This window comes from Virgibacillus sp. AGTR (assembly GCF_016919725.2).
In the GTDB taxonomy this organism is placed as follows: Bacteria; Bacillota; Bacilli; order Bacillales; family Amphibacillaceae; genus Virgibacillus; species Virgibacillus salarius.
Map to the genome: position 1 here is coordinate 21,250 of NZ_JAJERH010000034.1, position 24,583 is coordinate 45,832.

The 24,583-nt window shown below is 36.0% G+C and carries 23 protein-coding genes, 1 other RNA gene and 1 riboswitch; of the genes, 23 read left to right on the plus strand and 1 reads right to left on the minus strand.

The annotated features are described in order from the left end of the window. The first annotated feature begins 37 nt into the window (after positions 1-37). The 3 genes from sspL to ssrS all read left to right on the plus strand — a co-directional run bounded on the left by sspL (position 38) and on the right by ssrS (position 689). The gene (gene sspL / locus JUJ52_RS13175; RefSeq protein ID WP_205388376.1) at positions 38-178 is read left to right on the plus strand and encodes a small, acid-soluble spore protein L; all 141 of its coding nucleotides are present in this window, start codon (positions 38-40) and stop codon (positions 176-178) included. A 3-nt stretch (positions 179-181) separates the two neighbouring features. After that, on the plus strand, positions 182-439 hold the full coding sequence (locus tag JUJ52_RS13180) for a sporulation protein (RefSeq protein ID WP_371413948.1): 258 nt from the start codon (positions 182-184) through the stop codon (positions 437-439). Between the two features lie 66 nt (positions 440-505). After that, a non-coding RNA gene (ssrS, locus tag JUJ52_RS13185) (6S RNA) lies at positions 506-689 on the plus strand. A 59-nt stretch (positions 690-748) separates the two neighbouring features. On the opposite strand, the gene JUJ52_RS13190 is transcribed toward ssrS, so the two are convergent. Then, a complete protein-coding gene (locus tag JUJ52_RS13190) occupies positions 749-1,507 on the minus strand; it encodes an arylamine N-acetyltransferase family protein (protein ID WP_051388440.1) in 759 nt (252 codons plus the stop codon). 166 nt (positions 1,508-1,673) lie between these two features. Between JUJ52_RS13190 and JUJ52_RS13195 the strand changes: the two genes are divergently transcribed. The 20 genes from JUJ52_RS13195 to JUJ52_RS13290 all read left to right on the plus strand — a co-directional run bounded on the left by JUJ52_RS13195 (position 1,674) and on the right by JUJ52_RS13290 (position 24,183). Further along, positions 1,674-2,042: a VOC family protein gene (locus JUJ52_RS13195; RefSeq protein WP_026682698.1), complete on the plus strand. Its 369-nt coding sequence runs from the start codon at positions 1,674-1,676 to the stop codon at positions 2,040-2,042. A gap of 78 nt (positions 2,043-2,120) precedes the next feature. After that, a riboswitch (purine riboswitch) is annotated at positions 2,121-2,222 on the plus strand. Between the two features lie 550 nt (positions 2,223-2,772). Beyond that, entirely contained in the window at positions 2,773-3,360 is a 588-nt protein-coding gene (locus tag JUJ52_RS13200; protein WP_205388377.1) for a xanthine phosphoribosyltransferase, read from the plus strand. After that, complete coding sequence (locus tag JUJ52_RS13205) at positions 3,357-4,649, plus strand: nucleobase:cation symporter-2 family protein (RefSeq protein ID WP_026682700.1); 1,293 nt, start codon at positions 3,357-3,359, stop codon at positions 4,647-4,649. The genes JUJ52_RS13200 and JUJ52_RS13205 overlap by 4 nt, the downstream gene beginning before the upstream one ends. A 314-nt stretch (positions 4,650-4,963) precedes the next feature. Continuing rightward, complete coding sequence (locus JUJ52_RS13210; RefSeq protein ID WP_121605871.1) at positions 4,964-6,385, plus strand: MDR family MFS transporter; 1,422 nt, start codon at positions 4,964-4,966, stop codon at positions 6,383-6,385. A gap of 1,328 nt (positions 6,386-7,713) precedes the next feature. Next, the gene (locus tag JUJ52_RS13215) at positions 7,714-7,851 is read left to right on the plus strand and encodes a hypothetical protein (protein WP_161629260.1); all 138 of its coding nucleotides are present in this window, start codon (positions 7,714-7,716) and stop codon (positions 7,849-7,851) included. Between the two features lie 250 nt (positions 7,852-8,101). Beyond that, a complete protein-coding gene (locus JUJ52_RS13220) occupies positions 8,102-8,395 on the plus strand; it encodes a phosphotransferase (RefSeq protein ID WP_374488602.1) in 294 nt (97 codons plus the stop codon). A gap of 157 nt (positions 8,396-8,552) precedes the next feature. Next, on the plus strand, positions 8,553-8,936 hold the full coding sequence (locus JUJ52_RS13225; protein WP_205388379.1) for a hypothetical protein: 384 nt from the start codon (positions 8,553-8,555) through the stop codon (positions 8,934-8,936). A gap of 29 nt (positions 8,937-8,965) precedes the next feature. Further along, the gene (locus JUJ52_RS13230; RefSeq protein ID WP_121604812.1) at positions 8,966-9,436 is read left to right on the plus strand and encodes a hypothetical protein; all 471 of its coding nucleotides are present in this window, start codon (positions 8,966-8,968) and stop codon (positions 9,434-9,436) included. A gap of 34 nt (positions 9,437-9,470) precedes the next feature. Then, complete coding sequence (locus JUJ52_RS13235; protein WP_121604813.1) at positions 9,471-9,659, plus strand: DUF4083 domain-containing protein; 189 nt, start codon at positions 9,471-9,473, stop codon at positions 9,657-9,659. A gap of 201 nt (positions 9,660-9,860) precedes the next feature. After that, positions 9,861-10,376 (plus strand): DNA-deoxyinosine glycosylase, encoded by a 516-nt coding sequence (locus JUJ52_RS13240; protein WP_121604814.1) that lies wholly within the window; start codon positions 9,861-9,863, stop codon positions 10,374-10,376. Positions 10,377-11,534: 1,158 nt separating this feature from the next. Then, complete coding sequence (locus JUJ52_RS13245; protein WP_205388380.1) at positions 11,535-12,383, plus strand: SAM hydrolase/SAM-dependent halogenase family protein; 849 nt, start codon at positions 11,535-11,537, stop codon at positions 12,381-12,383. A 644-nt stretch (positions 12,384-13,027) separates the two neighbouring features. Then, the gene (locus JUJ52_RS13250) at positions 13,028-13,831 is read left to right on the plus strand and encodes a cytochrome c oxidase assembly protein (RefSeq protein WP_228088996.1); all 804 of its coding nucleotides are present in this window, start codon (positions 13,028-13,030) and stop codon (positions 13,829-13,831) included. A 578-nt stretch (positions 13,832-14,409) separates the two neighbouring features. Then, positions 14,410-15,282 (plus strand): sensor histidine kinase, encoded by an 873-nt coding sequence (locus JUJ52_RS13255; RefSeq protein WP_228088995.1) that lies wholly within the window; start codon positions 14,410-14,412, stop codon positions 15,280-15,282. A gap of 16 nt (positions 15,283-15,298) precedes the next feature. Further along, on the plus strand, positions 15,299-15,940 hold the full coding sequence (locus JUJ52_RS13260; protein WP_166529813.1) for a response regulator: 642 nt from the start codon (positions 15,299-15,301) through the stop codon (positions 15,938-15,940). Positions 15,941-16,133: 193 nt separating this feature from the next. Next, positions 16,134-17,066 (plus strand): ABC transporter ATP-binding protein, encoded by a 933-nt coding sequence (locus JUJ52_RS13265; protein WP_026679957.1) that lies wholly within the window; start codon positions 16,134-16,136, stop codon positions 17,064-17,066. 12 nt (positions 17,067-17,078) lie between these two features. Further along, on the plus strand, positions 17,079-18,332 hold the full coding sequence (locus tag JUJ52_RS13270; RefSeq protein WP_205388381.1) for an ABC transporter permease: 1,254 nt from the start codon (positions 17,079-17,081) through the stop codon (positions 18,330-18,332). Further along, positions 18,329-19,444 (plus strand): ABC transporter permease, encoded by a 1,116-nt coding sequence (locus JUJ52_RS13275; protein ID WP_026679955.1) that lies wholly within the window; start codon positions 18,329-18,331, stop codon positions 19,442-19,444. Before JUJ52_RS13270 ends, JUJ52_RS13275 begins: the two co-directional genes overlap by 4 nt. Positions 19,445-19,954: 510 nt before the next feature. Continuing rightward, entirely contained in the window at positions 19,955-22,117 is a 2,163-nt protein-coding gene (locus tag JUJ52_RS13280) for a YhgE/Pip domain-containing protein (protein WP_026679954.1), read from the plus strand. 51 nt (positions 22,118-22,168) lie between these two features. Then, a complete protein-coding gene (locus tag JUJ52_RS13285; RefSeq protein WP_051388248.1) occupies positions 22,169-22,657 on the plus strand; it encodes a DinB family protein in 489 nt (162 codons plus the stop codon). 569 nt (positions 22,658-23,226) lie between these two features. Beyond that, entirely contained in the window at positions 23,227-24,183 is a 957-nt protein-coding gene (locus JUJ52_RS13290; RefSeq protein WP_026679952.1) for an alpha/beta hydrolase, read from the plus strand. Positions 24,184-24,583: the final 400 nt, after the last annotated feature.

Consider the following 24,583-nt stretch of genomic DNA (forward strand, 5'->3'; position numbering starts at 1 on the left):
GAAAAAAAATGTAACACTATGAATGGAGGTGTTGTAATTGGCTAAAGATAAAGATCAGTATAGTAAACGGCAGGTACAAAGTAGTGTAAATACACAAGGTTTATCAGAGGATGCTCAAGAACAACGTCCAAAATCTCAATTGGAACAGCGAGCAAAAAAGAAGAATACAAAAATCTAAGAGGTGAGAAAGATCGATCATACGTTAGATTATTTAAGAGAATCGTTATCTAACTATATAAATAATGATACTTGTCGGCAAATCGTTCGAAAGCTCGAACGAGGCAACTATGCAAATGAGTTGGATTTTGTTAAGAGAATAAGTGAAGAGGAAATGACTTATTTAAATGATGTATTGGAAAATGAAATTGCTTATGCTAAATCGGTTCAATACGACAGAAGAGTAAAAGAATTGACAGAAGTGTATGAGCAATTATTTTGAAAAATCTGATATAAAATAGGGATAATTTCCCATTGAAAAATAGCGAGATAACATATAAAATGTTATTACAAGCTACATTGTACGTATTAAATTAAGTTTTAACCTCTAATGTAGGAATAGGGAGTTTTATATCGAAATTTAAATGCCGTGCCGTCAAAGAACGGAAGGCAGGACAGTTTCTGCAAACACCCACTTAGCGAAGTGGTGGTTTAAAACTTTTTATGACAAATACGGCAAATGTGGCCTGTTATATTTTATAATTAAACTAGACCAGTTTCAGTAGAATGAAACTGGTCTTTTGGTATGTCATCACATTCCATGTATGCCGAATCGATTCGCTAGAAGCTGTTGAAAAACAGTTGGGTTTATTTCTTGCTTGTTCTTTATTCCCTGTCTGATTTCTGTAATTGTATCTTTCGTTAATGTAATATGTCCTTCTTCTGTTAATTTCGTTACTAATATGGAACGGTTAAACGGTGATCGTTCATCCTTCGTTATGATTTCTTTCACTTTCGTAAGATATTCTTCATCAACTGCATCAAGCGTGAAGGTATAGCTGGCTTCGATTTTTCCATTGGTTATTTTTTCTAATGCGTAGATGGCTTTATCATCATGCTGTTCGACGATCCGATAGTTACCAGTTCTCGAGGAGATCGTTTCCCCTGTTAACGGAATAGGTTGTAACGCTAAATGTGATCCAAACCCTACATCAACAATGTAGGTTCTCTCATCATACGTTAAAATAGTAGAGATATGTGTACCTTGTAGTCCGTTTTTTGGAACGATAATGGATGCAGCTATCATTTTTACGTTATACCCCACTTCTCGGAGAACATAGTAAAATAATGGATTTAACTCATAGCATAGCCCGCCTCGGGGATTATCTAATAATTTCTGCTGCAACGTATGTTTACTGACTTGGCTTCTCTCATTATTTATGACATCTAAATTCTCAAATGGAATATGTTTAGCAAATTGAAACATAAGAGTGGGTATGTCGTTGAAGCTTATATGAGTACTACCATTGTACTTAATCCGTTTAAAAAATCCGTTAATAAAATGATTCATGCTAAAACTCCTTCGCTCAGTGGTTACTCATCCATCATATATGTTATACAGCAATTATGAAATGATAGTGACTTACCTAGATAAAAAAATACGATACAAGTCGATTTGTCATCCGTATTATCTTTTAATTCACCCATGATGTATGCTAGAAATTGGGAGGGATACTATGACTTTTCAATACGTAAAAATAGATCATGTGCAATTGGCCGCACCTCGTAATTGTGAACAAGAAGCAATTGCATTTTATCACGGCATTCTAGGGTTTCGTATTCTAGAAAAACCAGATACACTTCAGGGAAACGGAGGAGTTTGGTTCCAAGCAGGTGATGTGCAGCTGCATATTGGAATAGACGAAGCATTTTCACCAGCTCGTAAAGCACATCCCGCCATTTCTTTAACGAATTTAGAGGCGTTGAGCAACCACCTTTCAACAAATGGCATACCTGTGATTCATGATAGTCGATTACCTGGGGCAAATCGTTTTTATTTGTCTGATCCATTTGGTAACAGAATTGAATTTCTAGAATGGAAATGATTACCCTATCAAAATTATTGGAATCTTAGTTATATTAGATTAGGGGTTGTTTATTCATAGTCACATGCTATACTAAATACATTCAAATATTCCTATTTTCATATAATAGCAGGAATAAGGCCTGCAAGTTTCTACCGGTTTACCGTAAATAAACCGACTATGAAAAACTACTGGAATGATTAGACTTTGTTCTTTAAACATTGGTCTTATCGTTTTTTCGACATTTTATAGTTCGAGAACCAGTTCCGTTCATGGTCAACACGGAAATGGGTCTCGGACTTTTTTGTAGTCTAGGAAATTATAAAATTTGAGCCTATGGATAAATAGGTGCGTGTGGAGCTGCGTCCCGACCAGCTCCAGTGCCCAGTAACTAGGTGACTTCACGAATTGCCTTAATCTAAGTCATCATCGGCTCGCAAGCACACCGTGATTCCTTTATCTCTGTTAAATCGCTCCAGTTGCTACGTTTCTATTCGGGCGTTTGCGCTTTTGTTCTTTGGCTGGTTTCTATAGGTTTGTTGTGTTTAACGAAGTAAGAATAAGACATATGCGCTAAGCTATGATACACGTAGATTCCTTGAATATACACACATATTTCCTATGTGTCATGTAATCTTGTTCAGTGTGAAGTTTATGATGGGCAGCGTTTGCGTATTCTGGCTACGGACTAACCAACAATAATTTGTACAAAATTTGAATCTTACACCATTTGCTAGAAAGGAAGATATACATGGACGTTTTAAAGCAAAAAATCTTATCAGAAGGGAAAGTCTTATCAGACACTGTATTAAAGGTTGATTCTTTCTTAAATCATCAAATAGACCCCGTGCTTATGCAGGAAATTGGCAAAGAATTTGCTCAGCGCTTCAAAGGTTTCGATATCACCAAAATTTTAACATTGGAATCCTCTGGGATTGCACCAGCTGTAATGACTGGATTAACACTAGATGTGCCAGTTGTATTTGCTCGAAAAAGAAAATCATTAACGTTAACGGATCATTTGTATTCGGCAGAAGTATATTCCTTTACGAAAAAAGAATCAAATGAGATTTCGATCTCTCAGGATTTTATTTCAAGTGAAGATACGGTTTTAATCATGGATGATTTCTTGGCAAATGGACAAGCAGTATTTGGTATGATTGATATTTTAAAGCAGGCAAAGGCTCGAATTGCTGGAATAGGAATAGTTATAGAAAAAGGTTTCCAAGAAGGCGGCAAAAAAATTCGCCAACAAGGATATCACGTTGAGACTCTCGCAAATATCGCTAAATTATCTGATGGCAACGTGACATTTAAGAAGGAGGAAACGTGCATATGAAGAATGCAGCTCTAGGCTTTCAACACCTGTTAGCTATGTATGCAGGGGCTATTTTAGTTCCGCTTATTGTTGGCGACGCACTTGGACTAACTTCTGAGCAGTTAACCTATCTTGTTGCAATTGATATTTTAATGTGTGGTATTGCAACAATACTACAGGTACTCAATAATCGCTTTTTTGGAATTGGTCTTCCTGTCGTGCTAGGCTGTACGTTTACTGCCGTAGGACCTATGATTGCAATCGGTGGGCAGTTTGGTGTTTCTGCTATTTATGGTGCTATCTTAGTGTCTGGATTAGTCGTGATTTTAATTAGCGGAGTTTTTGGTGGCTTAGTACGTTTCTTCCCGCCAGTGGTTACCGGTTCTGTTGTGACGATTATAGGGATAACACTTATTCCTGTAGCTATAAATAATATGGGAGGTGGAGAAGGAGCAAGTGATTTTGGCTCCTTAGTGAATATTTCCTTATCTTTTGGTACATTATTGTTTATTATTCTTCTATATCGATTCACAAAAGGATTCATTCAATCTATCGCTATTTTATTAGGATTAATCGCGGGAACCATCGTTGCTTCTTTTTTAGGGAAGGTTGATTTACAATCTGTTGCAGAAGCATCCTATTTTCATATGCCTCATCCATTTTATTTTGGTATTCCGACTTTTGAATGGTCAGCCATTCTTACGATGATACTTGTCGCTATTGTCTCATTGGTAGAATCAACAGGAGTTTATTTTGCGTTAGGGGATATGACTGAACGTAAATTAAAAGGGAAAGATCTTGCAAAAGGATATCGAGCGGAAGGATTAGCTATTCTATTAGGGGGTATATTTAATGCTTTCCCATATACTGCTTTTTCACAAAATGTAGGGCTAATGCAAATAACAGGTGTTAAGAAGAAAAACGTCATTATGATTACTGGAACCATGTTAATTATTCTTGGTTTCATCCCAAAAATTGCTGCATTAACGACAATCATTCCATCGGCAGTATTAGGTGGAGCAATGATTGCTATGTTTGGTATGGTAATATCTCAAGGGATTAAAATGCTAGGTTCAGTAATTACCGAGTCATCGGAAAATGCAATGATTATTGCTTGCTCCGTGGGTATGGGATTAGGGGTAACAGTTGTTCCTGAATTATTTGCTAAACTACCAGATAGTATTCAAATCCTAACAAGTAATGGTATTGTAGCTGGAAGTGTAACAGCTATTTTGTTAAATATTCTATTTAACATGATCCCTCATCGAAAAGAAAGCAAAGCAGTTATTTTAAAAGAACAAGAAGCGTAACATCTTCAAAACTACGCCATACTAAAAAAGGTGTACGAAAATGACCGATGAAAGTCCGGCAAGGGGTTTCATTGGTCATTTTTTATTATAGAGTGTAGTCCATATCTCGCGTGAAAATTGGTGTAAGATACTTGTTTTACCGTAGTAATGGTAGCTCACCAGTTCTCCTTTATTGTAAAAAACGAGAAATCTGTTAGAATGGAAGGTACTTTTTCATGTGGAATTCGGCCGTCAACAAGGATGATGCTCAACTAATCCTGCAATTTTAATAGGAAAAGGGGGAATACGGATTGAAGCAGAAAAACATAGAAAATATGGAAGAAATAAATAAATTGCCGATCGTTATTGTGCTTATCACAGGTGCTTTTTTAGCAATTTTAAACCAAACACTGTTAGCGACGGCAATCCCTCATATAATGGAGGACTTAGAATTAACAGAAAATACGGCACAATGGGTTACAACGATTTTTATGTTAGTTAATGGAATTATGATACCCATTACCGCTTTTCTAATCGAAACATTTACAACGAGGCGTTTATTTATTACAGCAATGAGCACCTTTGCAATCGGCACATTCATATGTGCAATCTCACCAAATTTTTTCATACTTATGACAGGAAGAGTTGTTCAGGCAGCAGGAGCAGGTATTATGATGCCATTAATGATGACAATTTTTCTACTTATCTTCCCTATCGAGAAGAGAGGAACTGCAATGGGTACTGTAGGATTAGTTATTGGTTTCGCTCCTGCATTAGGGCCGGTTGTCTCAGGCTGGCTAGTGGAGCAATTTCCGTGGCGATCTCTATTTTATATTGTATTGCCATTAGCTGTCATTGATGTAATTGTCGCTTATTTTGTAATGAAAAATATAACGAAACGGACCTTTCCTAAGGTTGATATCCTATCTATTATAGTTTCAACGTTAGGATTCGGAGGTATTCTTTATGGATTCAGTAGTGCAGGAAACACTGGCTGGTCAGATAGTGTAGTTATTTTGTCATTGCTGGTAGGAACAATTTCATTAGTTATTTTTATTACTCGGCAGTTTACCTTGGCACAGCCAATATTAGAGTTTCGCGTGTTTAAAAATAAGCTATTTACAATCACGATGATTATTGGCATGATTGGTTTTATTGGTTTAATTGCAGCTGAAACGATTCTCCCTATCTATATGCAAAACATGGCTGGGTACTCAGCTTTTGAATCAGGGCTGATGATCTTACCTGGTGCCCTTCTTATGGGAATTATGTCACCAATTAATGGGAGGATCTTTGATCGGTTCGGTGCAAGATATTTGGTTATTATCGGATTATTACTTCTAACCATAACATCCTTTTTATATACGAGACTGACACCAGATACTTCGTTACCTTATTTAACAATTGTTTTTGCCATTCGAATGTTTGGAATATCGATGATCATGATGCCTTCTACTACAGCGGGATTAAATCAACTATCACATCGTTTAATCCCACATGGTTCTGCAATGACAAATACAATGCGTCAAGTAGCTGCTTCCATCGGCACCGCATTGTTAATTACAATAATGACAGCTACCGCATTGAATAGTGGAGAAAGTGCTTCCGCATTAGAACAAATTCATGGGGTAAACATTTCCTTTTATGTAGCTACCGGTTTATCCTTGTTTGGCCTGGTTCTAGCATTCTTTATTAAAGGGACAACACCTGCAGAGGATAGAGCGAAATTAACCACAGAAAGGGAATCCGAAAGGTGAATCTGTCTCATATTAGTGATGAATAACTGGCAGTAATAACCCCACGTTTCACTTTATTGACTTTCTGAGGGGTTAGATAGAAGAAAGGCTTTGATAGTCATTGTTCATGAGAAGTATGATTTTTTAGATATGAAGCTGCCCTTTTGGCGCAGCTTCATTTTTTTTAAAAGTTAAGAAAGTATAAAATCAGTGCAATGACTGCGTTAAGCCAAGTAGTTATTTTGAAATGTTTGATGTCTATTGGCAATGCTCCGACTAATTACTTCGCTTCCGTGGGCACGGCCTCAACTAACTTTGCAAAGAAGAACACGTTGCAAAGTGGATTTTCGGCTCGCGCTAATCCCGCAGGAGTCTACGTAATTAGTCTCCGCTATGAGAAGGTGCAACAATTCTTGTCATAAGAAATAGGTTGACTTTTTTTACAATGGGTAAAGTGAAAATCGCTATCCGTGAGTATAAAAGCAGCTGTGTTACTTCATGCTAGCGTTGTAGAGCCTGATAATAGCGAAGGGCGGCCACTTCAACTCCTGTGGGAAATGTTTGACCTGAAGATCCACTTTTTTTGAGCGGGTTTTGCTAAAAAAAGTTAGCTGAAGGACAAACCCCACGGAAAGGGAAGTGGGCAGCCGGAGTGGTGGTCAAGCAGTAGCTATTATTCCATAATAGCTACTAGAGGAAGCGTAAATCTGAACATTTAGTGATAAGGACTGAGCGAATTTTGCTCAGTTTTTCTAAATGTTTTTGAAAACCCTTGGCTGTGCCCGCGGAAAGCGCGTATAGTTTCACGATGCGGCGATGATACTCCTATTAATAATATGATTATTCGTATTTTGAGTAAAGAAGTTGTGTTTTGTACCAGTCTCTTTGATCAGAAAACTTAGTCCTATAATGGCGTTTTTGACGATCAGAAATGACGCTACTTCATAGCATCCAGACTATAATTGCTCTTTAAGTTAATGGATAACGGGCATGACATTAAGCTTAAAGCCAACTATAATAAGTAGCAAAGGAATAAAAACAGAGGCGAATAACTCTATACCAAACTGGCGACTTGAAGTTCCATAGATCGATTAAGAATAACGGTAAAGAGGCTAGGATATTAAAAGCGATAGATTCATCATTTTTCCTGGCATTCAGATTTCTATCATCATAACAAAACAACAATAATTTTGGTACAATTATGAAAATAAGCAGTAAAAAATGTTAATCTTAGATGTATACAGATCGCTTCAATTACGTTACGCTCGGGTATAGGTTGAAAAAGGAGAAATAGATAACTAATGGAATTATGAATGAGCGCCCTTTTACAACAGATAGGGGGTACATACATGGCAAAACTTCACATCAAACATACGCTAATCGATGAAGCATCAATAGAGGAAGTAATCTTGAGAAACTATCCGATTAAAGATTTACATTACTGTGTTTTGTTAACGAGCGGTTTGAATGACCTCCTACATCGTTAAGGGAGATGAAGGGACATATGTATATCGCGTTTATCGTCATCAGTGGAGGGATAAGCCCGCCATTCAGTTTGAACTAGATGTCTTGCAACATTATATAGTAGCCGATTTAAATTATCCAAACCGATGTTAAATAAAGACGATACATTATTAAGAGGATTTACTAAATAAACCGATAACTCGATTTCTCCCCGTAATAAGGCATTTTCTTGGTGGTGAATCGGCGGCATTATTATGTAAAGTTGTAAATGAAATAAAAGAGGAATTGGCTGAGAAAAATTTGGAAATAGGTCTTTGTCATGGAGCTTTTCATAATCATCATTTGAATAATGGAGAATTAGAAGTATTTGACTTTGATTTTACTGCAATTGGCTACAGATCTTATGATGTCGCAGTTTCTTGGTGGAATTTATTACATAACGATAAGCGTCAAGAACAAGAATGCTGGGATAGCTTCCTACAAGGATACCTCTCACAAAGAGAATTGACTAAAGATGATCTTCAGAGTGCTCCGCTATTTACACTATACGCAGAATATGGCTGTTAGGCACAATGCTTGCTAATGGTGATGTGTGGGGGACAAATTGGTTAAATAAGAATGCTTTAAAATTGTTTTTGTTACAGGTTCAATCAGATCGAATAAAGGAAGAATCTAGTAGTAGTCAATAGACAAGTTATTTATTATATAAAGGAGTGAAGGTAATTTGGAAGCATTACCGACATGGTTTTTGGTTATTTATTTTAGTTTTATTATTTTCAATTTAGTAACTGCAATTATTAGTAATATTCGAGATAGATGGATACCCTTTGCATATACGACCATTATTTTAACTATCGCTATTCCTTTCATTAGTTTTATTTATTCGGTTGAAAGACCTGTGGAAGTGAATCCAATAGCCTATATTTTCTCGCAAATGGCAAATGGAAAAATAACAGCAATCCTACTAATTATGGGTCATTTATATTTACTATTCTGGTTCATTCTATATATGAAGGATAGCTTCGGTAAACAGTTAGTAAAATACTACCGAAAAATTGTCAAAAAAATACAGGATAAGGGTTTTCTTAATAGAGAAAAGTCAAGTTAAGAAGTTGAAATAAGATTAGAGGTGCATCTATGCGAATTTTATCTTTAGCAGTCATACTATTATTATTATTTCTAATAGGCTGTGATGTAAGCAAATCAAATTCAAATTTTTATTTATCCTTAATGGGAGAAAGCGAGAATTGGAGATTAAAAAACTACGAGATTGAATTAACAGATCAGACATTTCGAGCAGGAAATGGAACTTTAGATATGAAAGGGCAAGAGAAGTATGTAACAGATACATTTTATATAGAGGTCCATGCGGTTATTAATGAAAAAGATAATATTATTCAGGCCTCTGTTAAAAATGGCAAGGTTGACATTTCAGAAGAGCGAACTGGCTCAACCAAAGGTGATTCTCTTGTTAATCATGAAGGTAAACCTATATCATTAGAAGAAATCAACAATATTTATGTAGTACTAGAATGGTGGGACGATCGGAAAAAGAAAAAAGTAAAGGAAGTAATTGAATTATATCGTTCAAGCAGTGAATGGACTTGAAGTTCCATTTAATAAATGAGGAAGGAGAAATTCATTGACTATGTTAATGCTCGGAGGATTTTATGTGGGGGATGCGCTACTACAGTTGTTCATGTTCGTTCTAATTTTGAGTATTGCTTTTCTTCTAGTGAAAGGTATTAAAATGTACGTTACAAAACAAAAGCGATTAGCGCGTATTGAAGAAAAAATTGATAAATTAATGTGCGACAAGGTCGATAAGTAGTAAGGAAGAATGCTCTCATGTAAGCGTAGCTGGATAACGATCAACCGTTTTCATAAACTTTTTCGTAATGGTACATCCATATCTATATATGATATATCAGAAAGCTAGTGGATGATAATGAGGTCTTCTACTAGTTTTTTCGTTTATCTAGATAAGTATTGTATGTGCATACTAGAAAGTAAACAATAAGGAGTGTAGTCATTGGACCTAAAGAATCAGCTAACATCATTTCAACCAATCGTACCGAAGCGGCCGAATGTACTTATATTAGGATCGATGCCCGGAGGTATATCGTTAGAGAAGCAGCAATATTATGGTAATCCTCGTAACCACTTCTGGAAGATCCTTTTCACACTATTCAATGAACCGTTTTTGGAGAGATATGAGGATAAAATTATCTTTTGTAAACAGCATGGTATTGCGCTTTGGGATACAATTGCGACATGTTATCGTAAAGGAAGCTTAGATGCAGCAATTAAGGAGGAGGTTCCTAATGACATTATTGGATTTATAGCTAAACACCCTTCCATTAAACTAATAGCCTGTAACGGTGGGAAGGCTTATGACATACTTCATAAGCATTTCTCAATAGAAACCATACCCCATGTCACTGTTTTGAAACTTCCATCCACTAGCCCTATACCAGGACGCTATACGAAAACGTTTGAAGGAAAAGTAGAAGCATGGCGAGTGATTCTTTCATATATTAATGATTAACGTATTTATGATGTAGATAGTCAAATATCCATGTTTTTTGTCGATTATCTATGTAAAAATAGGGTATAATAAAAGTAAATAGATATTTAAAAGTACTTTGTGTGAATCATGAATATTTTTCATCGTTTTGTAATAGGATTAAATTGGTTGTTTAACTGGGAACGGTACCGCAAATGAGTCGCAAGCGGCAACTTGCGACTCAGACAGTTATCCGCAAGGGGCGGCGACTTCGTTACAAAGGACAGCAAATCCTTGTTAACTCCGTCGGCAGGGTGATTACTTGTTTTCTCGGCTATTAACAATCAACAATACAAGCGTTGCGAACGAAAACATCAACTCAAGCGTCTTGTCAATTGGAATCACAAATTTCAGCCCCTTTCCCTTAGGGGATTACCAGTCGCCAAGTAAAGAGAAGCAGTTTGCTTAGCTTCCATTCTACACCCTGCAAGTCCTGTCCCCACCATTATACTACAATCCGTGTAAAAATTGTGGAAATTATTAGGAAATGGTATAAAATTCACAGAGTTCTGTCTATTACGTATAAACTTCCTATTGATTTTTGGGGCATGAATAGGGGTGAAGCCCTGTGTAACAAGTAGGAGTAAAGGGTTTCATATCAAACGAAAGCTTGTATATTTAAATGGAGAAAATGAGTAATTTGCCTTATTTTATGTGATAATTCTAATAATTTTCTTGAAATATTTTTTACAGCTTCGTATACTAAATGTTAAATCTTTAAATCAATAGTAAATTCCATTTTGAACAATGGCCAAGAAGCTGTGTGTGTGCTGAAGTATTTTATATTGTAAATTAGTAGGTATCAACGAGGTATGGTACTCGTTACAACGCTAGAGTATGAGTTTATATTATACTTTATGAAGCTGTATGTGTGAGCGTACAGCTAAAATAAGGTGATACCACGTAATGAAACGTCCTTATCAAGTAATTGATAGAGGCGTGTTTTTTTATAGTCTAGGAATTTATAAAATTAGCCCATGTGGATGTGTGTGTGCAGCTCGAGCGCCCAAAAGCGAGGTGATTTCATGAATCGCCCTAAGCTAAATCAGTATCGACTCGCAAGCTCACCGTGATTCTTTTATCTTCGTTGATTGCTCCAGTCGCTGCGTTTCTGCTTTAATTAAATATGGAGGGATTCAGATGTGTAAGCATTTAGTATTACAAACAGATTTTGGTATTGGTGACGGAGCTGTAAGTGCAATGTATGGGGTTGCTATTTCCGTTGACCCTGAGTTACGAATATTCGATCTAACCCATGATATTCCACCATACAATATTTGGGAGGCTTCTTATCGCTTATACCAAACCATTACATATTGGCCAGAAGCAACCATATTTATATCTGTTGTAGACCCTGGTGTTGGAACAGATAGATTAAGTGTCGTTGTTAAGACGATGGATAATAAATACATTGTGACACCAAATAATGGTACATTAACCCATATTAAAGAACATCTAGGTATTGCTGAGGCACGTGTTATTGATGAAAAAATAAATCGTTTACCACGTTCTGGTCATTCTTATACATTTCACGGACGTGATGTTTATGTTTACACAGGAGCAAGGCTTGCTTCTGCAATCATAGATTTTGAGGAGGTTGGCCCAAAAGTAGATGTTGATGTGATTATTCGTATGCCTAAGCCAGAAGCTAAAATAGAAGAGGAGATTGTTAAAGGACATATTGACATCTTGGACATCCGTTTTGGTAATCTGTGGACGAATATTAATCGTACACTGTTTGCTGAGGCGGGGATTAGATATGATGATGTACTCGATGTTACCATTACGAATCATTCACAACAGGTCTATAAAAATAGCATGACATTTAGCCAGTCATTTGCAAAAAGTCGGTTAGGAGAGCCATTGGTGTATGTGAATTCCTTAGATAAATTAGGCATCGCACTAAACCAAGGTTCATTTGCTAAAACCTATCAGATAGGGACAGGAGAGAATTGGGAAATTTGGATTACGAAAGTATCATCTACGTAAAATTATGACTGAAAGAAGCAGATTGGAGTGAAATAAAACAGCCTATTCAAATAACATGAGAATAGTGAGCTATGCAGTTAGCAATACGTATGATTAAGATGTAGGTATCGAAAACGAGCTTACCAAGTGGATCTTCGGACTCGTGCTGTTCCCGTCGGAGTCTCGCATATTTCAGGTGCTAAATGAATGATTCTAATCAAAAAACGAACAATAATTAATTTTTGAAGTGGTGCCCCCTGTCAAGTAGACAGTGGAAATAATAAAAACTGACTTAAGCGGTTTTAGCTCTAAATTCGATAGAGCTAAGGCCGTTTAGTTGTTTTTGATAACTATCATCATTGTAGAAAGAAGAAGCCCTGTTTTTTATTCGAATTCGTAATCCCTAAGCTTTGATCGGGCTTTCTTTCACTCCTCACTATAACTTAAAAAAGAAATAGTGGGTAAGATCACTCGTCGATGACCTTACCCACTAATCTTAGTATGTTTTTATTTTTGAAATAGCATACTGTGCAGGAGCTTGTTACGTCAAAATAAGGATTGGTAGAACTGTTCATTAATTTGTGACATATGTCATAGTTCCTTATGCTGTAAGTGTTTTATACTTTTAGTAAGTGACTATAAAAAAGAAGGTGAATGGCTTGGAAGTGATATTAAATCAATTTGATTTTACGACAAAATGGAACGGTGGTATTTTACTGCTCGTATTGTTTTTAATTAATATCTATCTTTTTTTGCTACCTAAGGGAAAAGAGGATTCGATTAAAAAAACAATCCTATTTATAAGTGGGTTAGTCGGGTTATTCATTGCTCTCGGGACACCTGTAAATATTTTAGGTAGAGTTACGTTTAGCTTTCATATGATTCAATTAGTTATGCTCTTACTCGTTGTTCCTCCACTCTTAATAGTTGGGTTTAAGAAAGGAATATTGGAAAAGATTCCTTCCATAGCACCTGTTCAAAAAGGATTGTATTGGTTGACTAATCCTTTTATTAGTTTGTTCTTATTCTATGGGATGTTTTATCTATACCATCATCCCCCTATTTTTGATTATGTAAAAGTTGACTATTATTTAAATTATTTTTATTTGTTTGCATTATTTTTTGCAGCGATCTTATTATGGTTGCCACTTCTATCAAAAAATGCCCTCATGGCAAAAGCAAAACAAAGGTATTGTTTAGCAAATATCATTCTAATTATTCCGTTGTTTTTGATTTATCTCATGTCCAAAGAAAGTTTATATACGGTATATACAGATATTGGTATGCTTACGGCTGCCTTAGAGTACTGTATACCGGATTGGGATACATTGCCAAAGGAATTTTTCGCAGAACTCCTACCATTTAATCCACTTAACGAACAAAAAATCGGTGGAAGTATACTGATTAGTGGTCATGCTGTCGTGTTTGGTGGTGTAATGATTAAAAATTTCCGAGTAAAAGAAAATTAAAAATATGTTCTAATAAGCAAAGATATTTGTTATCTTTAATTTATCCCACATATAACTGGCAGTAAGACCCTCACTTCAAGCATTAAAGTAAAACCAATATGGATAAGGTGGATGATCGACTGCCAGTAAATGTCCGATTGGTTTAAAGGCCTTTAGGTACCCTTTAGATACTATTAATCCGTGAGGGGTAAACAAAACCCACATCGATTGAAGTTTCACTCATTCATTTACACAATGTCATCCTTCTTATCGCAGAAGCATTCTTAAAAAGTAAAAAAATGTATGACATGAAAAGAAAGACAATCCCTAGAGAAGCAAGTTGGTGGAAAAAATTATTGAAATATGAGCTTAGCTTTGGAAAAGGTTGGAGTAGAAAAATGATGCACTTTTGGATAAGAGGTTCTTTCATCAGCGGTTTTTGGGTACTTTTTATAGTTCAGGATAGTACCAACATTGCTGTAAGTCTTCTTGCGTTTGCTATAAGTTTTGCTTTATTCTGTTTACTTTCATTAAATCGAGCCCTGCTTACTCATTATCTTATATTATCAGTAATTGGGTTATCCCATGGATGGGTGATGATGGAATCTTTGCTACCGATTCTTTATTTACAAATGTTGGCAATTGATGCGAGCTATCGTCTCTCTACAAAAAATTTATATTATTATCTATTATTTAATGGAAGCATGTCCATTCTTTATGCGTACTCGTTAGGAGATTTTTTCATTGAAATCATCATTAGTACTGTTTTATGTATCATTCTTATTTTATCTTTAAATCATCACGTGGTGATGCGACACGAGCAAAGAGAGTTGTATGATCAATTATTGGGAGAATATCGTAAATCGAAACGTTTAAACCTTTCTGCACAACGAAATGCACGCTTGGAGGAAAGAACAAAAATTGCAAGAGATATGCATGATTCTGTTGGTCATCGATTAACAGCTTTGATTATGAAATTAGAAATGTTATCCATAACACATCAGGATGCAGATTATCAGGATTTAAAAGAGATGGCAATGAAAAGTCTGGAGGAAACTAGACAGGCAGTATCGGCATTACAAACAGAAGAGCATGAGGGTATTTCTACAGTTGTCCATTTAATTCGCAAATTAGAAGCAGAAAGTCATATGCTTGTTCAATTCACAGTGAAACAGGGTGTCTTATCCATACCGTTAACCAATCAAAAAAGTGTTGTTCTATACCGTGTTATTCAAGAAGCATTAACAAATGCAATGCGACATGCCCAGTCACGGGAAGTCGACGTTACCTTAGGAAAAGCAGCTACTGGAGCTGTTTCATTTGAAATTAGTAATGCTGTATTTGACTCTGAACCGTTCACTGAAGGGTTTGGATTAACAAATATGAAAAAACGGGTGGATGAAGTTAAGGGGAGTATGGAAATATATCGCACAGAAAAGAAATTCATTGTTTCTGGAATGATACCTGTTTAGTAAAGGGGAAAATTAAATGTGGCGTGTTCTATTAGTTGAAGATCAGGTTATGGTGCGACAAGGGCTGAAAGTCATCCTTGAGCAGGATGAACAGATTCGCGTGACACATGAAGCAAGTAATGGAAAAGAGGCAATAGAGATATTACATAAGCATTTCATCGATTGTATTATGATGGATGTACGTATGCCTGTCATGAATGGGATCGATGCTACTAGAGTCATCAAACAAAATTGGCCAAATGTAAAAATTCTTATATTAACAACATTTAATGATGAGACGTATGCATTGGAGGCTCTTAAGGAAGGCGCAAATGGATTTTTATTGAAAACGTCTGAATCAACAAAGCTCATTGATTCTGTATATAGCTGTATGCATGGAGGTATGACACTTCATGATGAGGTAGCAGCAAAAGTAGTACCACAATTACTCCGACGTTCCCGTGAAGAGCAAGCATCATTAGATGTTTCTTTAACTGAAAGGGAACTATGCATTACCAGATTAATTGGTGAAGGAAAAACAAATAAAGAAATTGCTTTGGAGCTACATCTATCTATTGGAACAATTAAAAATTACCTTACGCAAATTTTACAAAAAACGGGGTTGAGGGATCGTACCCAACTGGCCATATTTGCAGTTAAACATGATATTACAGAATAAGTTTTAGGGAGATCAAAACGTGCTTAGGGATATCTATTCTTTATCCTATAGCACGTTTTTTAATGTGTTAGATAGTATGTTTCTAATACTTCATGGTGACCTCCGTCATATAAATTACCAGATAATCCATGACTTCAGATAGTATGATATTTGTGGCAATCCACGTAAACTAAGGATAAGGGAGGAGATGCAGGTGCTTGAATTAGTAGATCTAACCAAAAGATTTAAACAGCAATATGCAGTCAAAAATTTAAATATGTTTATTGAAAAAGGGGAAATTATAGGACTGCTTGGACCAAACGGTGCAGGAAAATCGACAGCTATATCCATGATGTCATCATTGGTTGAGCCAACAGCAGGAGATGTCCGATTTAATAATAACAGTATACTAAAGAAGCCAGCTCAACTTCGAAAGGTAACAGGTATTGTACCACAGGAAATTGCACTATATAACGATTTAACTGCTGAAGAAAACCTACAATTCTTTGGAAGAATTTATCGATTAAAAGGAGCGGAATTAAAAAGAAGAATGGATGAAGTATTAGACCTTATTGGTCTAAAAGATAGAAGGAAAGATATTGTAAAGAAATATTCTGGAGGAATGAAACGCAGATTAAATATTGGTGTAGCACTATTACATGACCCAGAATTAATTATTATGGATGAACCAACCGTTGGAATCGATCCCCAATCTCGTAATTACATTTTGGAGACAGTTAAACGGTTGAATGCAGAACGAAATATTACCGTACTTTATACAAGTCACTATATGGAGGAAGTAGAGTTTTTATGTGATCGCATTTATATTATGGATAAAGGAAACTTAATTGCTTCTGGTACAAAGGATGATATCAAGCGAATTTTATCCGCGGAGAAGACAATATCTATTAAAGCTGACCGACTGAATGAAGCGTTTATAAAGGAAATAAAAGAGCACCCTTTGGTAAATAACATTCAAGTAGAAGAGAAAGAAATAACGATAATGGTAGCTAAAGAGGTTAATATTTTCTCAACTCTAATTAAAATGGCAGAGGACGCATCCTTGGAATTAAGTTCGGTAGCTATTAAAACACCTACACTAGAGGACGTATTCCTCCATCTCACCGGAAGAGCATTACGAGATTAGGAGGATATGGATATGATAGGTCAAATTATAAAAAAACAAGCATTGTTATTAATAAGAAATCCTGTTCAGTTATTACTCCTTATTGGCTTACCGATTATATTGATTCTGATATTAGGGAATGCGCTAGGCAGTATGATGAATGGTGATAGTTCTGGTTTAAAGGTAAAATTAGCATTAATTGAGCATCAGCCTGAGAACGAGCAAGTGGAAAACTTTTTAGCAAGTATCGACAATCCGAAAGGAACAAAGGTAGAACAAAGCGATGTAACTAATATCGCGCCGATTCAAACATTAAAATCAATTCTAACGAATGATGAATTAAAGGGAGTGATTGATGTTAGAGAAGTACCTTTTAGCGAGAAACAAGCGGTTTTAGATGATAATACCTATACTGCTGTTATTGAAATTCCTCGGAAATTCACACACGATTTTTTGTCGTATACAATTTTTGGGGAAGGAAATAAACCTAAATTACAACTATACGAAAATGAACAGCAACAAATTGGAGCAGGTGTTATTCGTAGTTTACTGGAAGATCTACAGCGACAATATACACTAGCCTCATTTTTACAAGAAAAGGAAATCGACCAACAAGTGCTTGCTGTAGAAACAGCTCTATTGAATAATAATCAACAATCGATTAATCAAAAAAATCCGGTGACCTCTAAGGGGTATTATACAATAGGAATGGCTGTTATGACTGTGTTATATATTGCTGCTACAATTGGTTCGCTTGCCTTTATGGAGAAAAGAATATTTGTATTTAACCGAATAATTATTGGAAATATGTCTCGTTGGGTATATTTTACTGGCATATTGCTGTCAGGTATGATTTTTGGATGTTTACATCTTGGAATTATATTCAGTTTTGCTTGGATTACCTTTGGAGTTAGTTGGCCCAATATCATGGCATTACTGCTAGTCACGTTTGCATTTTCTATTGCTGTAGGAGGGATTGCAGTTCTGTTAACCGCAATAAGCTATCGTTTGCATTCTGAGACCGTAACTAATTTCTTTTCTGGTATTGTTGTTTCTCTTATGGCTTTGATGGGAGGAAGCTTTTATCCAATTGGAGATAATTCAACTTTCATTCAGACACTTGGCAATTTAACACCAAATGGTGCTGGAATGTCAGCATATCTAAGCATTTTAAGAGGAGACAATATTTCAGCGATAAGTTCAAATATTCTTTTTCTTTGCTTATTTGGAATGGCAATGATTCTAATTGCAGCGAGTACTTTCCCTAAAAGGGGGGAAGCGGTATGATTGGTATTTTATTTGCGAAAGCTAGACAATTTATTCGAAATCCATGGACTTTCCTTATCTTCACTGGCATGTCTATTGGTTTTGCCTTAATTATGGGGATAACTGGAGGAAGTAATGCAATTAGGGTTCCAGTAACGATAGTGGATGAACACTTGCGAGATACTACAATCATGTCTGAATTAAAAGCATCTACGTCCTTTGACCTTCAAGAAATGAAGAAGGAAGAAATGTTGAAGCATCTTAAAAACGGAAAAGCTGAAGTAGGTGTAATTCTAAAAGAGGAAAATTATCAAGTTATAGTTGGTGTTGACTCTGTTCGTGTTCGTATGGTAGAAAATATGGTTCGTCAGGCATATATTCATTATTATCAGCAACAAAATATAGTGGATGCTGCCAATATGGTTAGTAATAAGCAAAAGGATTTATTGCTTTATGACATGGAAGAGTCTATGAATGATCCCGTATTTACTGTTGATTCTAAGGGGTTTACGAGTTCTGATGCTGTTGTGTATAATCCGACATTTCAAGTATTGTTTGGATTTAGTTTATTCTTTGTCATTTATACAATTGCTTATAATGTATTACCAATATTAACAGAGAAAAACGAAGGATTATGGGATCGGATCATATTGTCTCCGGTTAAGAAGTGGGAAATGTATGTTGCCAATATGCTATATAGTTTCTTTGAGGGTTATTTACAGGTGCTTGTGATATTCTTACTGTTCCGATATGGATTTGGAGTTAATTTTAATGGAAGATTCTACGATACACTATTATTAATAATTCCATATGTTTTTGCAGTCATAGCATTAGCACTATTGATTACCGCACTAGTAAAAAATGTTCAACAGTTTAATGCAATTCTACCAATTATAGCTGTTAGTATGGCAATGATTGGTGGTGCTTATTGGCCAATCGAAATTGTTGAGTCAAATGCATTAATAGCACTATCAAAGATTAATCCATTAACATATGGAATGGAAATATTAAATGGGGCAGTTGTCTATAATTACTCCATACAGCATTTACTCTATCCGATCAGTATTTTAATTTTAATGGGCGTTGTTATGATAGGTATAGGTATCCATTTAATGGAGCGAAGACATATTTAAGGAAGAGGGTCGGCATTTAAAGTCGATCTTCTTTTTACTGTAATAAAGAAGAGTATGATATGGAGAAAATTTCATACGATATAACTAACTGTTTTAAAAATTAGTTCAGATTATTATGATTATTATGATATATTTAAATAGCTGGATTTACAGGTTCTAGGTTGTTATAATCATGCATTATACATGATCGTTTTTAGAAGTATCTAAAGGCTATTTCATAATGAGGATTGGAATGGACTTCTACGAGAGGAATGGGTATTAGTGAAACCACATACTATATCAGCATGAAAAGGCTCATCAGTCGCTAAAAAGCGAAGTGGATTTCTAGAGAGAACAGCTTCGTTGCACGAATCATCATGCTAGTTGTTCGTTATTAATTTAAAACACCTTTGTCCCCGCCTCATGAAAACTATAGATGTTACTATGATTGTGCTATCTATTCTTTTGGGCACGCGTTTCGTGTAAAGTGAATGTCCATTCACTAATTTTACAGATAGAAGGTTGATGAAAATGAAAAACACCTGGAAGATTTTTTCGAAGGATATGAAAAATATTAGTACAAATTGGGTCGCTGCCATCTTAATAGGTGGCTTAATTTTATTACCATCGCTATATGCATGGTTGAATATTAAAGCTTCATGGGATCCCTATGGCCAAACAGACCAGATTCCAATAGGTATTGTAAATGAAGATGAAGGAGCAACAGTTCGAGATCAGGATATCCATGCAGGTAATGATTTGGTGGAAAACCTTAAAGAAAATAAATCAATGGATTGGAAGTTCACCGATCGAGAAACAGCCATGGATGAACTGGAATATGGAAATTACTTTGCTGTTATCGTTATACCGAAGAATTTTTCTCAAAAGCTTGGAACAGTAGTTGAGGATGAACCAGAGAAGGCAGATATTGAATATTATGTGAATGAAAAAATTAATGCTATTGCACCTAAGATTACATCAAAAGGTGCCTCGGTAATCGTTGATCAAATTAGCAGTACATTTATTTCGACAGTTAATGGTGTAATCTTCGATTTATTTAATGATTTGGGCGTTGAATTGGAAAAAGATTTACCAGACATTAAACGATTTGAGCAGTATATTTTTAATATGGAAGAAAAATTACCAGAGATTCATGATTTATTAAATGATTCAATGACAGATGCGAATAGTGCTCAAGCTATCATAAATAAAGCTCAAGGTCTGTTGCCGAAGGCTGAAGGCGTAACAAACGATGGATTGAAAACCATCGATAATACAACAGCATTTCTTAAAAAGGCAGAAACTCGATTAGAAGAAATGGCACCGAAAATAGAAGAAGATTTAAATCGAGTACAAGAAATAGCAGATAAAACAAATAAATTTATCCAAGACATCCAAAACGCAGGGATTGATTTTAGTAATGGTTCGCAGCTTACGGAACAAATAAATGAGCAGGTTAATCAAAGTATCAAAACAATTGATACCGTACAACAAGCGCTGGAAGAATTACAAAAACAAAATAATGAAGAGGGAACGAGTAACGAGCAGATTGAGAGGGCTCAAGAACAATTAGCAGCTATCAGGGACCGATTAGTAGCTGTACAGGATAAGAATAAAGAAATAGAATCGTTTATTAACGAGAAGAAAACAGAAGTAGATCAGACGATTAATGACTTACAGCAACTATCGGCAAATACCGCTACGAATATTGATGCTTTTGTAAAGGATTATAAAGAAAATATTGAGCCAACTGTTATGGCAGAGATTGACCGTGCTAAAAACACCTTAGCCGATGCACGAAATATCTTGGTAGAAATTAAGGACACCATACCTGAGGTTAAACGTATCTTGTCTAGTACGGAAGGAAATTTAAGTGACGGGAAAAAAGTATTAGAAGAGGTATTAAATGAGTACCCTTATGTAAATAGCAAAGTGAACGAACTGGCAGATCGGATTCGTGATATTCAAGGCGAAACGGATATTAATGAGATTATCCAACTACTACAGAATAATCCAGAGGCAGAGAGAGGCTTCTTTGCTGAGCCTGTTCAGCTTAATGAGAATAAGTTGTTCCCAATTGCGAATTACGGTACAGGTATGACGCCTTTTTACACAGTTTTAGCCATTTGGGTTGGGGGGCTATTATTAATTTCCCTATTAGCTGCAGATGTTCACCATCAAGAAAATCTCACCGGAAGGGAAATGTATTTTGGACGGCTATTCACCTTTATTACAATTGGTTTGTTACAGACGCTAATTGTTACGTCAGGAGATATGCTGTTATTACATGTTGATGTAGCACATCCAATATGGTTTATACTTTTTGGACTGCTCATTAGTGCCATCTTTATGCTAATTATCTATACACTTGTATCGGTCTTTGGTGATGTTGGGAAAGCAATGGTTATCGTACTACTTGTACTACAAATTGCTGGTGCTGGTGGAACATATCCAGTTGTATTATTGCCAGAGTTCTTCCAAGCAATTAATCCATTCTTGCCGTTTACGTATGGTATCGATCTGATGCGAGAAGCAGTAGGCGGAATTGTTTGGGAACGAGCAACGAGAGATATATTATTCCTATGTATATTTGGTCTAGCAGCTGTATTCATGGGTGCATTCTTAAAACCAATTATAAATCGTCAAACAAATAAACTGAAAGAAAAATCGAAGGAGTCTGGATTGTTTCATTAAAATAATTCAAGGGTATTGCTTTAAGATAGCGATAAAGGGAGGTTGATTCAGTTGCAAATTAATGAACAAGCACGAGAAAGTCTTTTATCAGAGGTTAACGGATTAACAGATGAAGAAATAAATAAAAAAGCCTCAGCAGATAGATGGTCAGTAAAACAAATCATGGAGCATCTATATCTTATGGAGGTTGCAATTACAAAAATAATACAACAACAACTCATTACTGGTGATACGGTACATGTTTCAGAAAAGCCAATTCATTTTACAGTTAATCGTTCCGTAAAAGTTGATTCGCCTGATTTCGCAGTACCTAGTGAAGATTTTGTAACATTAGAGGAAATGAAGCAGAAGTTAGCTGCAAGTCATCAAGGATTAAGGCAGTTAAATGAGACAGCGGATAAGAAAACACTTAGGGAGAAATCATATCCACATCCAGCATTTGGAGATTTGAGCCTTGAACAATATATTCCGTTTGTTGGGTATCATGAAAAGCGACATATTGAACAAATTAAAGAAGTGAAAGCAGCGTTCAATAATTGATAAGCTACTTTATTAGGTTCCTTTGGTTCCTTCCTTTTATATCTAATCTAAAAGCCATGGTAATATGCAACCTTTATAATAAGAGCGTAGGGTTCAGTCGTGTTATAAGGAGCTGTCGGGAAAAGTCTCGACAGCTTTTTTATATTCTAAAAAAATATAAAATTTGCCCATATGGATTAATAGGAGCGTGTTGAGTTGTGTCCAGCTCCAGCGCCCAGAAACGAGGTGACATCATGAATCGCCTTAATCTAAGTCATTATCGGATCGCAAGCACATCGTGATTCATTTATCTCCGTTGACTCGCGCCAGTCGTTAGTTTCTAATCAGACGCTTGCGCTTTTGTTCTTTCCTTTTAATTATTCATCACGTTAACTCAGTTCCTTTTATAGCTTTTAAGGAAACGCTTTTGATAAAAACGGCCCGTTGACGATTTCGCATACCGGGGTTGATTTTAAGGGTAATTTTGTCTTTAGCTCTTACTGTTAACAAGTACCAGTGAAAAAGGGTTATCTACTAGCTTGTTCTCCTGTATAATTAAAAGGTGAGGCTAAAAAAGGGGGAGAGTGAGTTTGAAGAAAAAACGATGGATACGTATCGGGTTAGGTCTGCTTGCGATCCTGCTAATAATAGATGTGGTAGCTAGTTTTTATTTTTATAATTTAGCGATTGCTAGAAATGAGAAGGACTTTCTTCAAGACAATTCTGATTTGGAGGTTTCGGCAGAGGCATTAGATGAAATGCTCCAGGGGGATTGGAGGGATTGGGTTCGTGACCAGGATTTTGAAAACTGGGAAATGACTTCATATGATGGTCTTCAATTACAAGGTTATTACCTAAAAGCAGAAGAGGAGACAACTAAAACAGTTATCTTTGCTCATGGTTATTTAGGTCGTGCTACAGATATGGGAATGTTTGGTCAATACTATTATGAGGAATTGGGCTATAATATGTTCACTGCTGATCTAAGAGGCCATGGCGATAGTGATGGTGACTACATTGGTTTTGGCTGGCATGATCGATTAGATTATTTAGATTGGATAAATAAAGTGATCGAAGAACAAGGGGAGGATACGGAAATTGTTTTACACGGTGTTTCTATGGGAGCTGCTGCTGTATTAATGGCAAGTGGGGAAGATTTACCGGATAACGTAAAGGCAATCGTAGCAGATAGTCCGTACACAAGCGTATATGATATGTTTAATTATCAAATGGGAAGAATGTTCCACTTACCAGCTTTTCCAATGCTCCCAAGTACTAGTGTCGTTACTAAAATAAAGGCAGGGTATAGCTTGCAAGAAGCTTCTGCTTTAGAACAAGTAAAAAAGTCGGAAACTCCTATTCTCTATATTCACGGAAATGGAGATACATTTGTTCCAACCCAAATGAGTAAGGAATTATATGAAAATACGAAAAGCGAAGCAGATATGATTACTTTTGATCATGCAGGACATGGGGAAGCATTTGTAACGCATAAAGAAAGATATATAGATAAGCTAACTAGCTTTCTAGATAAATATATCCAGTAATATTAAAAATTTAAAATAATCCTTTGAAGTGAGAGACTGGGAAAATTGACATCATAATCCGAAGGATTTTGATATGCTCCCTTTATAGTAGACTGAGAAATAATAAAAATTCCCGTACTACTATGAAGGGGGGATTTATTATATCAAGGACAACGTGAACGAAGCTTTTTCATTATTTCAGCAAACGCGGTCATGGGTTTAGCTTCTTCCATATAAAGACCGCTTTCTTGCGGGACAGGGTCGTAAGCTTGTGCTTTTCCTGCAGGATAAGGAAGGCTTTGGCAGTGGACATTGCACGCAGAAAAAGTGTTCTTCTTTTTCAAGGGTTCTCCGTATTTTGACTACGGGGCTGGGACAAAACCCAGTAAAATAAAAAGTGGTACTCGCCAATAATTTGGTA